This window comes from Methanobrevibacter sp. (assembly GCF_015062935.1).
In the GTDB taxonomy this organism is placed as follows: Archaea; Methanobacteriota; Methanobacteria; order Methanobacteriales; family Methanobacteriaceae; genus Methanocatella.
Genome location: NZ_SUTM01000007.1, coordinates 75309 through 90565, shown reverse-complemented (window position 1 = coordinate 90565; position 15257 = coordinate 75309). Strand labels below are relative to the sequence as shown.

The 15257-nt window shown below is 35.6% G+C and carries 23 protein-coding genes; 22 read left to right on the top strand and 1 reads right to left on the bottom strand.

Features of this window, described 5'->3' with window-relative positions; all coding sequences use genetic code 11:
• Positions 1-5: 5 nt before the first annotated feature.
• Positions 6-938 carry an NAD-dependent epimerase/dehydratase family protein gene (locus E7Z81_RS04725; RefSeq protein WP_292744846.1) on the bottom strand — a complete coding sequence of 311 codons (933 nt, stop codon included), beginning with the start codon at positions 936-938 and terminating at the stop codon, positions 6-8.
• Positions 939-1052: 114 nt separating this feature from the next.
• Between E7Z81_RS04725 and E7Z81_RS04720 the strand changes: the two genes are divergently transcribed.
• From E7Z81_RS04720 to E7Z81_RS04615, 22 genes are read left to right on the top strand one after another with little or no spacing between them, the layout of a single operon-like run.
• Positions 1053-1442 (top strand): energy-converting hydrogenase A subunit A EhaA, encoded by a 390-nt coding sequence (locus tag E7Z81_RS04720; protein WP_292744844.1) that lies wholly within the window; start codon positions 1053-1055, stop codon positions 1440-1442.
• Positions 1435-1926: a hypothetical protein gene (locus E7Z81_RS04715; protein WP_292744842.1), complete on the top strand. Its 492-nt coding sequence runs from the start codon at positions 1435-1437 to the stop codon at positions 1924-1926. The genes E7Z81_RS04720 and E7Z81_RS04715 overlap by 8 nt, the downstream gene beginning before the upstream one ends.
• Positions 1927-1936: 10 nt before the next feature.
• A complete protein-coding gene (locus tag E7Z81_RS04710; protein WP_292744840.1) occupies positions 1937-2185 on the top strand; it encodes a DUF2109 domain-containing protein in 249 nt (82 codons plus the stop codon).
• A gap of 6 nt (positions 2186-2191) precedes the next feature.
• Positions 2192-2461 carry an EhaD family protein gene (locus tag E7Z81_RS04705; RefSeq protein ID WP_292744839.1) on the top strand — a complete coding sequence of 90 codons (270 nt, stop codon included), beginning with the start codon at positions 2192-2194 and terminating at the stop codon, positions 2459-2461.
• A complete protein-coding gene (locus E7Z81_RS04700; protein ID WP_292744838.1) occupies positions 2454-2714 on the top strand; it encodes a DUF2107 family protein in 261 nt (86 codons plus the stop codon). The genes E7Z81_RS04705 and E7Z81_RS04700 overlap by 8 nt, the downstream gene beginning before the upstream one ends.
• Positions 2711-3304, top strand: a complete 594-nt coding sequence (locus E7Z81_RS04695; protein ID WP_292744836.1) for an EhaF family protein — start codon at positions 2711-2713, stop codon at positions 3302-3304. Before E7Z81_RS04700 ends, E7Z81_RS04695 begins: the two co-directional genes overlap by 4 nt.
• Positions 3304-3999, top strand: coding sequence for an EhaG family protein (locus tag E7Z81_RS04690; protein WP_292744834.1), 696 nt, complete (start codon positions 3304-3306; stop codon positions 3997-3999). Before E7Z81_RS04695 ends, E7Z81_RS04690 begins: the two co-directional genes overlap by 1 nt.
• 8 nt (positions 4000-4007) lie before the next feature.
• Positions 4008-4679: a hypothetical protein gene (locus tag E7Z81_RS04685; protein ID WP_292744901.1), complete on the top strand. Its 672-nt coding sequence runs from the start codon at positions 4008-4010 to the stop codon at positions 4677-4679.
• 7 nt (positions 4680-4686) lie between these two features.
• A complete protein-coding gene (locus tag E7Z81_RS04680; RefSeq protein WP_292744832.1) occupies positions 4687-4902 on the top strand; it encodes a DUF788 domain-containing protein in 216 nt (71 codons plus the stop codon).
• A gap of 9 nt (positions 4903-4911) precedes the next feature.
• Positions 4912-5784 carry an NADH-quinone oxidoreductase subunit H gene (locus E7Z81_RS04675; RefSeq protein WP_292744830.1) on the top strand — a complete coding sequence of 291 codons (873 nt, stop codon included), beginning with the start codon at positions 4912-4914 and terminating at the stop codon, positions 5782-5784.
• Entirely contained in the window at positions 5781-6035 is a 255-nt protein-coding gene (locus tag E7Z81_RS04670) for a hypothetical protein (RefSeq protein ID WP_292744828.1), read from the top strand. The genes E7Z81_RS04675 and E7Z81_RS04670 overlap by 4 nt, the downstream gene beginning before the upstream one ends.
• A gap of 8 nt (positions 6036-6043) precedes the next feature.
• Entirely contained in the window at positions 6044-6352 is a 309-nt protein-coding gene (locus E7Z81_RS04665; RefSeq protein ID WP_292744826.1) for an energy-converting hydrogenase subunit EhaL family protein, read from the top strand.
• Positions 6353-6357: 5 nt separating this feature from the next.
• Complete coding sequence (locus E7Z81_RS04660) at positions 6358-6750, top strand: DUF1959 family protein (RefSeq protein ID WP_292744824.1); 393 nt, start codon at positions 6358-6360, stop codon at positions 6748-6750.
• A gap of 40 nt (positions 6751-6790) precedes the next feature.
• The gene (locus tag E7Z81_RS04655) at positions 6791-7240 is read left to right on the top strand and encodes an NADH-quinone oxidoreductase subunit B family protein (protein WP_292744822.1); all 450 of its coding nucleotides are present in this window, start codon (positions 6791-6793) and stop codon (positions 7238-7240) included.
• Positions 7237-8361 carry a nickel-dependent hydrogenase large subunit gene (locus tag E7Z81_RS04650; protein WP_292744820.1) on the top strand — a complete coding sequence of 375 codons (1125 nt, stop codon included), beginning with the start codon at positions 7237-7239 and terminating at the stop codon, positions 8359-8361. The genes E7Z81_RS04655 and E7Z81_RS04650 overlap by 4 nt, the downstream gene beginning before the upstream one ends.
• A 1-nt stretch (position 8362) precedes the next feature.
• Entirely contained in the window at positions 8363-9391 is a 1029-nt protein-coding gene (locus tag E7Z81_RS04645) for a 4Fe-4S binding protein (protein WP_292744818.1), read from the top strand.
• Entirely contained in the window at positions 9388-10755 is a 1368-nt protein-coding gene (locus E7Z81_RS04640; RefSeq protein ID WP_367263006.1) for a 4Fe-4S binding protein, read from the top strand. The genes E7Z81_RS04645 and E7Z81_RS04640 overlap by 4 nt, the downstream gene beginning before the upstream one ends.
• A 4-nt stretch (positions 10756-10759) precedes the next feature.
• Positions 10760-11806: a hypothetical protein gene (locus tag E7Z81_RS04635; RefSeq protein WP_292744814.1), complete on the top strand. Its 1047-nt coding sequence runs from the start codon at positions 10760-10762 to the stop codon at positions 11804-11806.
• Positions 11807-11825: 19 nt separating this feature from the next.
• Positions 11826-12716 carry a formylmethanofuran--tetrahydromethanopterin N-formyltransferase gene (locus E7Z81_RS04630; RefSeq protein WP_292744812.1) on the top strand — a complete coding sequence of 297 codons (891 nt, stop codon included), beginning with the start codon at positions 11826-11828 and terminating at the stop codon, positions 12714-12716.
• 9 nt (positions 12717-12725) lie between these two features.
• Positions 12726-13658 (top strand): carbohydrate kinase family protein, encoded by a 933-nt coding sequence (locus tag E7Z81_RS04625; RefSeq protein WP_292744810.1) that lies wholly within the window; start codon positions 12726-12728, stop codon positions 13656-13658.
• A 40-nt stretch (positions 13659-13698) separates the two neighbouring features.
• Positions 13699-14526 (top strand): 4Fe-4S binding protein, encoded by an 828-nt coding sequence (locus E7Z81_RS04620; protein ID WP_292744808.1) that lies wholly within the window; start codon positions 13699-13701, stop codon positions 14524-14526.
• 15 nt (positions 14527-14541) lie between these two features.
• On the top strand, positions 14542-15177 hold the full coding sequence (locus E7Z81_RS04615) for a CBS domain-containing protein (protein ID WP_292744806.1): 636 nt from the start codon (positions 14542-14544) through the stop codon (positions 15175-15177).
• The last annotated feature ends 80 nt before the right edge of the window (positions 15178-15257 follow it).

Sequence of the window (15257 nt, the reverse complement as noted above, 5' to 3'; positions counted from 1 at the left end):
AATTCCTATAAAATGGTTTTAAACCAGTTTATTGTTTCTTCAAGCTGTTTTTCAAAGTTATTGTGATCTATTTCAAAATTGATTTTTTCCATTTTTGAAGTGTCCGCCAGGGAGTGTTTGATGTCACCTGCTCTTTTAGGAAGATATTTAGGCTCCAAATCACTGCCAAGTGTTCTTTTAACAATATCAAATAACTGGTTAATGCTTAATTTTTTACCTGAAGCGATGTTGATTACTCCATTGTAATCTGACTTTGCCGCATTGATGTTAGCTTGGATAATGTCTTTTACAAAAACAAAGTCTCGGGTCTGTTCGCCGTCGCCGTAAATTTCAGGCTGATTTCCTTCAAGCATAGCACTTATAAAATTAGGTATGACTGCCGCATACTGTGAGTTTTTATCCTGTCCAGGTCCGAAAACATTGAAATATCTAAGTACTGTGTAATTTAGGCCATAACTGTCATAAAATGAGCGTAAATACAGTTCGCAGCTTGCTTTTGATGCAGCATATGGTGACATTGGCATTAACGGTTCGCTTTCCTTTAATGGCATGTTTTTGTTTTCACCATAAACTGATGATGATGAAGAAAACACGATTTTTTTAACATTGTTGTCAACGGCTGACTTTAAAAGATTTACGGTGGCATTTAGGTTTATGTCATTGCATTCAACCGGCTTGTCAATGCTTAACGGAACGCTCGCCATTGCTGCAAGGTGGAAAATGTAATCAATATCTGAGGTCACTTCGTCTAAATCGACATTGCGAATGTCCTCTTTTATAATTTTTAAATTTTCATGATTTGGATTGTTTATGTTATTAAGGTTGCCTGTGGATAAATTATCAACAATAACGATTTGATTGTCGTCCAATAATTCATTTGCAATATGTGAACCTATAAATCCAAGTCCTCCAGTTATTAAAATATTTTTATTTCTCATTAAGCCACCATTTATAAACTTACATAATGTTTAAGCTATTATTAATAATTTTAAGTAACAACATTTATATATTTTTATATAGTATATTTATTATTTAAGAGGAGTCTTAATAATATGTTTGATTTGGTGTTCAATACCTTATTTTTTGCTTTAAACAGTAATGTTTACGGGCTTGCAAATATATCAATTAGTTCATTTGATGTTTTGTTAGCTTATATTGTAGCTATTATTGTTTCAATTTTAGTTGCTTTAGTTTTAAGAATTCCATTACTTCCAAGCAAACCATACAGGTATTCATTTGATGTAAGTGCAATATATCCGACTCCAATAATAGCCATAGGAATTTTATCTATTTTTTTAGTATTGAATTTCACTTTCATGTATAATGGAATAGTATTGGCTGTTATTATCGGGATTTTATCCGCATTGTTTGTGAAATATTTATTTGATTTTGTATTTCCAAAGCCTTTAACTGGAGATGAGGGGGAGGATATTAATGAATGAGGTAATTGGAATTATAATTGCCGCAATTCTATGTTGGTTGAATTTTGTAATTGTAGATACATATTTCGGACTTCCCGAGCAACCTGGTGTTAGAGGAGCCAGAATTATAGGAGAAAGTGTTGAAAAAAGAGGGGGAGATATTGCTGGTGGATTTTTCCAGGGAAACATTGTTTGTTCTCCTGACGCATCTGCCGGTACATTAATAGCTTCTATTGGATATTTACTTTTAGGAATACCTGGTGGAATTTTAGCAGCATTCTTTGTATTTATTGGAAACAGATTGTGTGCCGATCCGGGTTATGCAGGAACTGTTGGAAGCTTAACTGCAACTGTTATTATTTTTATCTGTTCATTTATTGGATTTACTCCGGAAATGTTTATTGTAGGTATGGTTATTGCAATATTGACCATTCAGGGAATTGACCATAAGAGAGCTTCTATCCTTTTAGGAAAAATTGCAGAAAAGTTCAATAGACATGCTTGAGAGTGGTAATATGTACGTTGAAATTATTGGTGTTATAGTCATATTCGTTGCATTAAGAGCTTTAATTACCAGAAACAGAGCTGAAAGATTATTATATGTTAACGTTATTGGATTTGGAGTTTCAGCCTTGATTACTTTGGTGATTAATACTCCGTTCGCTCTTGTTGTTGCAGCAGCATTCTTTATCTGTTCTACAATCAGTGCGAATGCAATTGCATATACCTTAAAAAGACTAGATGATGAAATACTGTTGGAGTGATGCAAGATGGAGTTTTTCATATCAATAATTGCAATTGCTTTGATGGTAATTGGTGCATTCGGCATAATATTTCTTAAAAAACCTTTGGACAAGGTTATAATGTTTACAATACTGGATGCAGGATTCGTTTTAGTCATCGTTTTATTCAAATATCTGGACGTTGCTATGTTTGCGGCGTTAGTTGATCCGCTGTCAACTTTGGTATTTATCTTGGCAATTGTTAAAATAAATGAAATTAGAAAGAAAAAGCTAGAAAGTGGTGATTTGCATGATTAGTGTTCCATTATTCTTTTACTTTGGAATTTTTCTAGCTATTGTGGGAAGTATCGCTACTGCATGGGGTCCTGGAGTTAATGACCCTATTGTAAGGACATTCAATACTGAAGTGGCATCAATCGGTGTCTGTTTAGTCTTATTATGTTATAATCATGTTTTAGCTTTATTAACATTATTGGCAACTACTGTTGTTATTTCTTTAATCTTATTTAGAGCTATTATTCGTTTAGAAGAAATGGGGGCAGATGTATGAGGATTGGAGTTTTATGGAATAAACTTGCAGACCCTAAAAATGTGCCTCGTTTATTTGCATTCAGTTTAGGAATTATTCTGATTATAGGTCTGATTGTGCCGATGGCATTGAATCCTGACCAGCTGTATGTAAGGCCTGCTCCTCAAGAGCAAATCGATGAGGGATTGGCCATCGCACCATATGACAGGGGCGGTGAAGTATTAACCCAGGCGGGTGTAATCAATCCTCAATATCCTGACAATGCAGCAAGTTTGGGTATGATAACAGGATATATGTCACCGTTGGCTCAATTTATATCATCTATTTCCCCGTACTTCGGAACATCAATCTATTCATCCCCTGGAGGACTTGTGGATGAAATTTTATACTACACTAGGGGTTTCGATACAATATTGGAATCCAGTATCTTGATGATGTCATTCATAATCGCTTCATGGTTATCCATCAACTACACCATGAACCGTAAAAATGACGAAAAAGAAATCAAGGATGATGTGAAAAAGGCCATTTCTGCTTCTGCAAAAGTAGCAAATGAAGTAAAGGTCAATGATGAAAAAGCAAGAGCAAAACAGTTGAGGAGGGATAATTAATGGTTATCTTACCTACAGCAGTTCCTAGTGCATTCCTGTCAATGTATCTGCCTGCAATCTACGCAGGTCTGATTGTTGGTTTTATCGGAACTATGGCAATTGCAATGAAAAGAGAAGAAATCCATATTCTTATCCTGACAGATATAGTTGGTCTTGCAATGATATTTGTTGTCTCTGCAGTCGGAACCGACCTTGCGGAAGCATTGATTTTACCTGGTCTGGTTGTAGAGCTTGCAGAAACTCTGGCCATATCTGAAATTTTAATTACAAGAGAAATGCGTATAATTGAACAGAATCCAAGAAGAAATCTACCTAAATCTTCTTCCCTTTTCCCGCAGCCTTTTGCATTGAATATGGAAATACTCAATACTGCTCCTAATTTCATTGCATTGGTACTGATCGGTTACGGTATTTTCCTGACAGGATTTACAGGAGGGGCAGTAGCCGGTGGAGGAATAGTATTATATGCATTATCTAAAAAAGCAAGAGGACTTCCGGTATTGATGCTGGATGGTATTGCAGGAGTTTCTGGAATAGCATGGTGTTTATGGATTATAGGTTTCCTATTGTTCTTTGTAGCACCTCAATATTGGTTATTAAGTTTATTCTTGGCAGCATGTGGATTATTATTAAAAGTAGCTTCAAAAGTTGGTTTAATTGGACTACTTATGAGAGAGGACATTGATAAGGAGTAGTGATGAAAATGGATTTTGTTACACTAGGCGGAGATTTACTTGGTACCATTCCACTTGGGGACATTGTATTGTATGTCACTCCATTTAACCTGTTCCTCTTTGCGGTATTGCTTGGTTTTACATTATTGATTGCATTAAGTAAACCTGAAACTCAGATTGAAGGTACAATGCATTATCTAAACAATACTGAGGTTAAAGTGGGTCCAAAGGAATTCAAACAGAGAAGATTCTTATCAATCATTTGCGGTCTTGCATCAGCTGGTGCTATGATTACTGGAGATTTGTTCAACTTCACACTTTTCATGGCGTTGGTTGGTATTTTAAATATTGGTATTGTATCAGCCGTTAAACAGACTAGCGTATTGAATTCAGCATTCAACTATGGTTTAATTGCCATGATGTGCAGTTTGCCTCTGTTTGGTGGTGCTTCAATCATTCTTGCATCCACCGGAACATTGTCACTGGCGGTTTTATCCCAAATGCCTGCTAGTCCGATGGTCGTATTTGGTGCGATATTGATGTTACTTGGTATTTTAGGTGAAAGTGGAGTAGCTCCATTCTTTGCAAGTAAAGCAGAAATGTTCAGGACTGCGGGTTCTCCATTCATTGTAATTATTCACTTAAGTTCATTGTTTATTATTGTAAGAGCTGTTGAAATTTTATTATTGGTATTGTGGTAGTGGTAGTATGGTTAGTCAAAAAATTGTATCTATTGTATTATTGGTATTATCAACAATAGCTATTCTTGCCTGTTTGGTTATAGACTTCGATGCATGGATTGTCTATGCTGTAGCTATTTTTGGTATTCCTGCATGGGTTTTGTCTTTAGGACTATTGACAATGGCTAAACCGAAACCTGAAGATGCTGAAGAAAGGGTGAAAGAACCATTTACTGGATATTAGAGTGGTATTATGAATTTAATGGCAGAAATTTTAATTCAAGTTATTATTGCATTTCTAGCGGGAAGCCTTCTTCTGGGATTGCATAGGAAAATCATGGCTCGTGTTCAAAAACGTCCTGGACCACCTATTGTCCAACATCTGATACACTCTTTAAAATTCTTCTTTAAAGAGACTGCATTTCCAAAAACAGTTTCAAAAGTATTTTATGTAGGTATTACATTTATATTGGCGTTAATTTGGATTGTAGGGGTTATTGTAGGTCCTGTAGCACACGGATCATTATTAATACTCTTCGGTGTTTATGCAGTTTATAAAATCGTTGAGCACAACTCTGGATCAAGTTCAGGTTCTCCGTACGGTAAGCTAAGTTGTGTAAGGGCTGTACTTTCAGCGGCTACTGAACTTCCACTGTTTGCAGCAATAATTTTCGTTTATCTGATAACAGGAACCATGAACATTGGTGAAATTATCACTTACCAGTCTGTGCATGGTCCATTGATATTCACAATCCCGCTTGCGGCAGTAATGTTTTTCATGCTGATTATTACAAAATCCCCGTATTCACCATTTGCAATTACAAAGGATAAGGTTTTAATTTCAGGTTTTGAAACCGAACACTTCGGACTCCTGAGAGGATTTATGCACTTTTCAGAGTCAATTGCATGGTATGTAATGCTTTGGGTATTTTTAACAATATTCTGTGGTCCGTTAACTGCTGTAGGTTATCTGATTGGAATGATTGTAATTACATTCATAACCGGATTTATCAATGCGGCAACTCCGATATTCAGTCCAAATCATTCAGTCATGACTCAAATTACTATAGGAGCAATATGCTTCTTCGGAACTATATTGATGATATTTACAGGAGTGGTAGCATGAATAGTGAGGATGTAATTGTTTATTTCACCGCACTGGTTGCTATTGGAATAATAGTTGTAGGTCTTTTAGCAACATTCCTGCACTCAACAGTCCTTGCTCCAATAGTGGTCATAGGTGTTATTTTGGCGGCATTCGTATTGCTCGCCAAAGGAAACTTTGCACATAAGATAGAAAGTATTGAGAAATTGTGTTTCATTATAACATTTATAGCAATAGTTTGCTCATTCATATTACTTTATAAACCAATGTAGGAGATATTATGTTAGATTATATGATTTATATACTTACATTTGCAGTTGGATCTATTCTTGGTTTGCTTTACAGTTATAAGCAGCATGGCGAACCTTTTGTAGCTGTTACAGCACTTAATGTTCCCTTTGCTATAGTCTCAACTGTCGGATGGGTTTTAGGATTTTGTTCAGGTAATATTATTTTATCCGCAGTAGGTTTTCTCCTGGCAGGATTTGTAATGGGTGAAAGGCCGGGTTACGGTAGAAAAGAAACAGCCATTGGTTTAATTATTGCGATAATTGTCTATATATTATTAAAATTTAATGGTATGATGTGATTGGAATGGATGATGATGCTAAATTGAGATTGATGCAAGAAAGAATTATTAAAAGTTTTGCTTGGCAGAGAGATATTATTGTCCCGCTTTCCAAGGATTTTGATTGTACTGTTGAAGAATTGGAAGAGGTATTCTTCAATCTGTTTGACATGTCTTCTCTTGAGGCATTGCACGGAACTTTCGAATCAGCTGAAGACATATGCCTGTATCAGAAGTTTAACGCTGATTTAAGATTATGCTGGTTCAGCGGTTCTCTGGAAGTAATATCTCCTGAAGATGCAAAAAATCTTAAAATGAAATTGGTAGAAGAAGTTAAAAACGGAAAATCTTATGAAGAGGCCTTAAAAGAAGGTCAATTAGAAATATTTGAACTGTTAAAAAAAGAAGCAATATACTGATCATGTTTATATTTAATTATAAAATAAAAGAGGGAGTACAATGTTAAATGCTATAAGGGATGTTGTGAGGAAAAGCTCAATCCATGTCTGTATCGTAAATTGTGGCGGATGCAATGGATGCGACGTTGAATGTGTTGCACTGTTGTCTCCAAGATACGACTTAGAGCAATATGGTATTTATGTTCACAATAATCCTCGTGAAGCTGATGTTCTATTGTTGACCGGTGCTGTTACCGAACAATGGAAAGATAACTTAAAAAGGATATATGATAAAGCTCCTGAACCGAAAATAGCAGTAGCGGTAGGAAACTGTCCGGTATCTGGTGATGTATTTAATCAGGAAGGGGGACATGTAAATGCTCCTGCATCAAATTTCATCCCAGTTGCTGCAGAAATTCCAGGCTGTCCGCCAAGGCCAAATGAAATATTGGAAGCTATTTTGGCTGTAGGACCACAAGCTATTGCTGATCGTGGGAGGGAACAACAATGATAGTGCCTATTGGTCCAATTCACCCTGCTTTAAAGGAACCTATCAGATTGAAATTGCAGACTGAAGGTGAAAGGGTAGTTAAGGCAGAAATTGAATACGGTTATGTTCATAGGGGAATTGAAAAGATAATTGAAGGAAAAACCTGGCAGAAGGGAATTTATCTTTCTGAAAGGGTTTGCGGTATCTGTTCATATGAACACACACAAACTTTTGCAGAGACTATTGAACAGATTTCAGATGTGGATGTTCCAGTAAGAGCTCAATTTTTAAGAGTTATTGCAAATGAATTAGACAGAATTCAAAGTCATTTCCTTGCAAATTCAACATTTTTCAAATCAATGGACCATGAAACCTTATTTATGCATGTTCTGGAGTTAAGGGAATATGCAATGGATTCAATTGAATTGTTAACTGGTAACAGGGTTAATATGGGTTGGAATGTTGTTGGAGGCGTAAGGATGGATGCGGATGAACGCCATTTCGAACCGATTCTCAAAAACCTTGAAAAAATAGAGGAAGGTTTTGAAATTACCCGTAATCTGTTTGCGGAAGGTCCTGCACTTGCCTTAAGATGTAAAGGAATAGGATACATGTCCAAAAAAGAAGCAATTAAAGGAAGAGCAGTCGGTCCAATCGGAAGGGCTTCCGGTATTACAGAAGATTACCGTATAGGTCACTATACATATGACGATTACTTTGATTTTAATGTTATTACAAGAAATGAAGGAGACAATTATGCAAGAACAATGACCAGATTTGATGAAATACCTGAATCAATCAGCATTCTCAGACAAGCTATAGAAAATATTCCAAAAGGTGAAGTTCGTACTCCTGCAAATATTAAATCTGGTTATGCAATGCGTAAAAATGAAGCTCCTCGTGGTGAAGTAACCTATATGATTGAAACTAATGGTAATTTAATTAAAAACATTTCAATCAGAACTCCAAGTATTGCAAATATGGACTCCTGTGCAAAATACATGATTCGTGATGTTCCAACTGTTGCGGATGCGGTATCCACCTACGCTTCATGTGACCCTTGTGTTGCATGTGCTGAAAGGGTGGCCATTACTGATGAGGCCGGAAAAACTGCAATAAAAGATTTTTATGAGGTGAAATAAGATGTCATCTCTAATGTGGTATGTTTATGAGTTTGCAAGAAAGGCATGGGCAGATGCATTTACCAATGCACATTCTCAACCTGAGATTTCTGAAAAACCTGAACGTTTCAGGGACTTTCCGAAAGTAAATAAGGAGTATTGTATAGGTTGTGGTGCATGTACAGTTTCATGTCCGTCTCCGAATGCAATAAAACTGGTCCGTGATGAGGATTCAGAAGAGGGAGAAGGTTTAACTTATCCTGTAATTAAGCCGGGAGCATGTATTCGATGCGGTTTCTGTGCAGAAGTGTGTCCTACTGATCCTAAAACTTTGGAATGTGGAGAAAACCATTTAATTTTACCTGAATTCAATATTATTCCATCCAAAAGACAATATATAGTGGATGATTATTTATGCATCAAATGTAAGAAATGTTTGAAAAAATGTCCTGTTGATGCAATCAGTGAAACCGATGGAAAAGTGGTTGTTGACCAGCTCAAATGTATTTCATGCGGTGAATGTATTGATGTTTGCCCTGTTAACGGCGCAATGAAAGGAGTATTTGTAGAAAACTTACAGGACCAGAAGGAATTGATTCTTTTATGCGTAAACTACATTGAAGAGTACATTAACAGTAAGGAAGAAGACCTGAGAGCTTTGGACAAAGACGGTCTTCTGCAGTATGAGATTCCTGTTTCTGAAATTTGGGAGGATGCAATGAAAATTATTCCTGATGAGGAAGTTGCTTTAGAAATCATTTCCAATGCGATAAATAGGCTTAAAGTCAGAATCATCGACTGGGATAAATCCAAATGTGAAAAATGTCAACTGTGTATTCCTGACTGTCCGACCCAGTGTATTTCTTTTGATGATGATGAAGACACAATTGTAAGAGATAAAAATAAATGTTTAAGATGCAGTATCTGTTATCAGACATGTCCGTTTTCCGTAATTAAATATTTCATATCTAAATTTTCAATGGAAGATGATGAGACTATTCATGTTACTGTAAAAACATCTAATCTAAATGAGGATTTATTCATGGAGTGAGTGTTATGATTGATAGTTTTACAAAAACACCAAGACCATTAAGGCACGTTGATGTTGATTATTTGGTTGATCAGACAAAATGTGCAAAATGCAGTGATAAACCTTGTCTTCAGTCTTGTCCAATCGATGCGGTTTATATGGATGATGATGACGGTTTAATTAAATTGAAAAATACCTGCTTCGGTTGCGTATTATGTCGTAATGCCTGTCCTTATGATGCAATTTCACTGGATGTTCATATGGACCCTCCTAAAAAGGAAAATGTTCCAAACATTAACACAAAGTTATGTAAGGCATGCGGAGCATGTGTTCAGGCTTGTAAAAACGGGTCAATCCATATCAAGGCTGACGGGAAAACAGAACCTCACAGCGAGATTGATAAGGATACCTGTGTTAGATGCGGTTACTGCTTTAGAGTTTGTCCTACTGATGCGATTAAATACGGTCAATTGCTCCCTAAAACCGTCAAGGGAGGTAAGGCAATCATCGTTAATCAGGATAAGTGTATTGGATGCATGACCTGTACCAGAGTTTGTCCGTCAATGGGTGCCATTAATGTCGCAAGAACAAATAAGCTGCCTTATATCAATCCGGGTTACTGTGCAAGATGTGAAGAATGTATGCATTCCTGTCCTTCAACTGCAATCAGATACTCTTCACGTAAGAAAGCTTATAAGATGTATAGTGAGATTAAGTCATTTGATATCGTATCAGAAATCATTGACCATAATATGAAAAGATTATCCCTTGATTTGATAAGTCTAAATAAAGTTTTGGAAAAAGTGGGCAAATCCATAGCTTTGGAGTTCAATGACCAGAACTTTGAAAATTTCATTGAATGCAAAGTAAATGACATGATGGAGAGGGAATTGAAAATCAGTTTGGATTCCCATATTGAAGTATCCAAGTTCACAAAGCTGTTCGGATCTTATTTGATGGATAGGAATATTGAAGTTTATGACAAGAAATGTGTTGCATGCGGTGAATGTTATAACGTTTGTCCGGTTAATGCAATTGAACTTGATGGTCCGAATCCAATTAAAATTAATGATAACTGTGTTTATTGTGGAAAATGTGTTGGAAAATGTCAATTTGATGCAATTGGTGCATATGATGATTATTTCTATAGTAAAGACACTGATTTATACTATGCAAGGTCTTATTTGCACGACCAAAGAATGGGTGACTTTTCACTTTCAGACAAGAAATGTCAGGCCTGTGCAATATGTGCTAAAAATTGTCCTGTTGATGCATTAACATTAACAGACGATAAGATTGAATTTGACAGTGAAAAATGTATCTATTGCAGACAGTGTGAGGCAATTTGTCCTCTGGATGCAATAAGAATCGTAAACTTCAGGTGATTATATGTTTGAAAAATCATTCATTACTGACTGCGAAGGTCCATTAACTTTAAATGACAACGCTTTTGAATTGTCAGCCAAATTCATTGAAAACGGTGATGAATTATTCAAGATTCTTAGCTTGTACGATGATTATCTGGTTGATGTTGTTAAAAAGGAAAACTATAAAGCGGGAAATACATTGAAATTAATTTTACCTTTCTTTGTTGTAGAAAATATTAAGAATAGGGATATGATTGATTTTTCACAAAATAATATTTACTCTGTTGCGGATTCAAAATTCCTTTTAACTTACTTGAAGGAAGCTATGAATACTTATATAGTTAGTACTAGTTATGGTCAATATATCGAAGCAGTTTCTAATTATATGGGAGTTCCATTTGAAAATACATTTTACACAAATGTTGATGTAGATGGCTTAGCTTTAAATGATGATGAAATTAAAAAAGTCACTGAATTCAAGGAAATGATCCTGGAAAATCCAACAGACTATGAACTATTTGATGATATTTTCTTTTCTCAAATTACCAAAATGGGAATTTATGAAAAAATCAAAGATATTGAAGTTGTCGGAGGTCTAGGTAAAAAATTAGCTATTGACAAGATTATTGAGAGGGATGAAATCGACATTAACAACATGCTTTACATAGGAGACAGCATAACAGATGTTGAACCGTTGGAATTTGCTCGAAAAAATAATGGAATAAGCATTTCTTTCAATGGTAATGAATATCCTCTTAAAGTAGCTGAAATAGCTATCGTTTCTCCAAGTGCAGTAACAACAGCAGTAATTGCAGATATCTATGCAAACAATGACAAAAATAAAGTTTTGAATTTCATTGAAGATTATAATGCATCAGATGATTATGCAGAGTTATTCAATCAGTATGAAATCGACTTAAAGGTCAAAGAAAAGTTCTTTGAAGTATTTGACAGTGAAGATTATCCAATTATAAAATTGATTAATGAAAATAATTTCGACGATATCCTGAAATCCAGCAAATACATGAGAAATAATATCAGAGGTCAGGATATTGGTGGTTTAGGTTAAAATTATAGAAGGTAATAAAATGAGTTATGATAAAGTAGACGATACATTCTTTGAAGCTTTTGAAGGGAAATATGTAAGAGCTTTAATCACAGGACCTACAGAAAAAATTGTAAAAAGAGCGGCATATGATTCAACTTCAACTCCAAGTGCCGTAATCGGAAGAGTTGAAGGAGGTGTAGAAGGATTTTTAGATGAATCCCAAACTCCTGATGGTAGATTCGGTGCTGTCGTACAATACTGGTTAGGTGGAGATGATGTGGACAAATTTGCATTTGAATTGTCTTACAGGCTTCGTCAGGATGTATTGGTTAAACCGTTCACTCGCATATTCGATTATTCCGACAGTGACAGTGATGAATACATTGAAATGATGGATATTGTGGGTCATTGTGGGGACGGCTACGAATGGATAGTCGAAGAATACGGAAGAAAAATGATCAATGTTCCAATTGCAGTTCCGGATTTCCAGATTGAAGAAAAATTCAAAATAAATGACGGAATAATGGGCGGAAACTTTTGGTATTTATGCCAAACCCCTGAAGCAGTTATCGATGCGGGTGATGCAATAATCGATGCCATTATGGGTGTTGAAGGTGCAACAGCTCCGTTTGATGTATGTTCTGCAGCTTCAAAACCTGAAACTAATTTCCCTGAAATTGGTCCTACTACAAATCATGTTTACTGTCCTTCATTAAAAGAGTCTTTGGGAGACGAATCCAAGGTTCCTGAAGGCGTCAATTATATTCCTGAAATTGTAGTCAATGCAATCAATGAAGAATCAATGAACAAAGCAATCAAGGCAGGAATTGACGCTGCTTTAGAATTTGAAGGAGTTATAAAAATCTCTGCAGGTAACTTTGACGGAAAGCTCGGAGACAAAAATATAAATTTATTAGATATCTTAAAGTAGGGTTTTAATATGGAAATATTTGACAATGATTTAAATGCAGAAGTGATAGGGTTTGGAGCATTGAATGTTGATAAACTTTACTCTGTAGAAAATATTGTTGGAGCAGATGGAGAAAGCTTTATAAAAAGTTCAACAGATACTCCCGGCGGTTCTGCAGCCAATACTGTTGTCGGTCTGGCAAGATTGGGCTGCGATACTTCAATCATAGGAAAAATCGCCGAAGATGAAGACGGTGACTTAATAGAATATAATTTGGCGGTCAATGGAGTATATACAAACAATCTGATTTATTCAGAAACAGGATCTACCGGAAAATGTTTGGGCTTTGTTGATAGTGAAGGTGAGAGATGCCTTTACATTGACCCTGGCGTTAATGATGAAATCAAGATAGGTGAAATCAATCTTTTAAACATTATGAGATGTAAAATAATGCATTACACATCATTTGTGGGAGATTCCTTTAACGCCCAAATAGAGTTATTGCCTAAACTCAGTGATGAAACTTTATTGAGCTTTGACCCTGGAATGCTATATGTTCAAAAAGGATTTGATGCATTAAAACCAATTTTGGATAGAACAGATATATTGCTTGTCAATGAATCAGAATTAAGATTATTATGTAATAATAATGATGCACCAATTAAAGAACTGGTAATAGGATTTCTTGATTTAGGCATCGAAACAGTTGTTGTAAAGCAAGGTTCCAAAGGCGTTTTTGCCACTAACGGATCTGAGGAATGTGAAGTTGCAGCATATGAATGTGATGCCGTCGATACAACTGGTGCAGGAGATAGCTTTAATAGCGGATTTTTATATTCATATCTGAAAGGATATGATTTGGAAAAATCATGCAAAATCGCAAATTGGGTGGCCAGCAGGGCTATTCAAGGATTTGGAATGGAGAAATTTCCTTCTTTAAAAGAATTGGAGGATTTCTTTTAAAAAATTAGATTTATAAAATAAACAGTTAGTTGGTAATACTATGAATGTATCTTTTAAAAAACAGATGAAAATGTTGGAACGTGAAGTTTTACTTAAATCTGTTGATTTAGATGATGATAGTGATGATTTTCAGTTTGAACTTGATGATTTCAAGGCAAATGAGGAAATCATAGCTATTGCACCAAGATGTGTAAGGTGTAACACTTGCGTCGGAGAATGTCCTGTCAATGCAATCGAACCAGCTAATATTTTTAGAATAGCTAAAATATCAGATAAATGTGTTAAATGTGAAATCTGTGTTCAGACTTGTCCTGTTTCAGCTATTAAATTAATTGATAATTCAGTTATTTATGATAATGATGAGGAACACGATTTCATTGAATATAATTTGTCTAATGTTAGTTCTTCTCATAGAGTAGTTAGGATGAATGATGTCTCAATTGATTATTCTCAGGATAACAACTGGGAGGATTGTGCAAATTTATGCCCAACCAATGCCTTTTCATTGGAATTTAAGGAATTTTTTGAAGATTCAAAAATTGATGCAGGCATTGATTTGGAGGAAGATAAATTATATCCTTATATCAATGAGAAAATGTGTATCGGATGCAGTGCATGTGTTGAAATATCTCAAAACAAGGATGCAATTGAACTTGATAGGTATATTGGCCCTATCATTCACAGCAGAAACATTGATATTAGTCATGAGCTATGCGTTAATTGTTACTTGTGTGAAGAGAATTGTCCTACTGGCGCAATTGAGTTAGTGGATGGTGAAGTGGTTCTTGACAGTGATAAATGTATAAGATGTATTGAATGCACACGTCATTGTCCTGTAGGAGCACTTAAAAGAATAGAAATTGAATAAAAATGGGGTTTGTTTATGAGAGCAAAAGAATTAATGGATAAGAATTTTGTATACTTAAACTGCGATGACAGTGTTGTTGAAGTTTCAAAAGTAATGGAAGAAATCAGACGTTTTACCTGTCCAGTTGTCAATGATGATAAGCAGTTGGTTGGATGGATTACCTCCTTTGACATTACAAGGGGTTTAAGGGAAGGAAACGAAAAGATTTCAGAAATTATGAGCGGATATGAAGATATTTCAACGGTTCATGAAGATGATCCTGCAAGAACAGCTGTAATTTTAACAGCAAACAATAAATTCGTGACCGTGCCTGTTTTAAATGATGACAATCAGGTTGTCGGTATGGTTCGTGCATGTGACATTGTGGAATTGTTATCTGAACTTTATGATATTAAAGTTGAAAAGTTATATAAGGCAATGCAAAACCAGCTTAAGGGCGTAACTTGGGAAGAGCTAATGTCCGCATCAGCTTTGGTGTCTAAAAAGACCACCGGTAAGAAAATAACTCCTGAAGAGTATGAAGCCAACATCATGGATGCTACATTCGGTGAAGCTATCTGGGCTACTGGCGGTTTAGAAAAATTCTTTGCAGGTTTAATATCAGTGGGTGAAATGGTTATCGCTCGCCGTGTAGGAAAAGCAAGAAAATAACACTAACTAACTTCTATTTCAAAACAAACCTTTGTTATTTCCACACTAACTGCAATAGAAAATAAGACTTCATGTCTTAT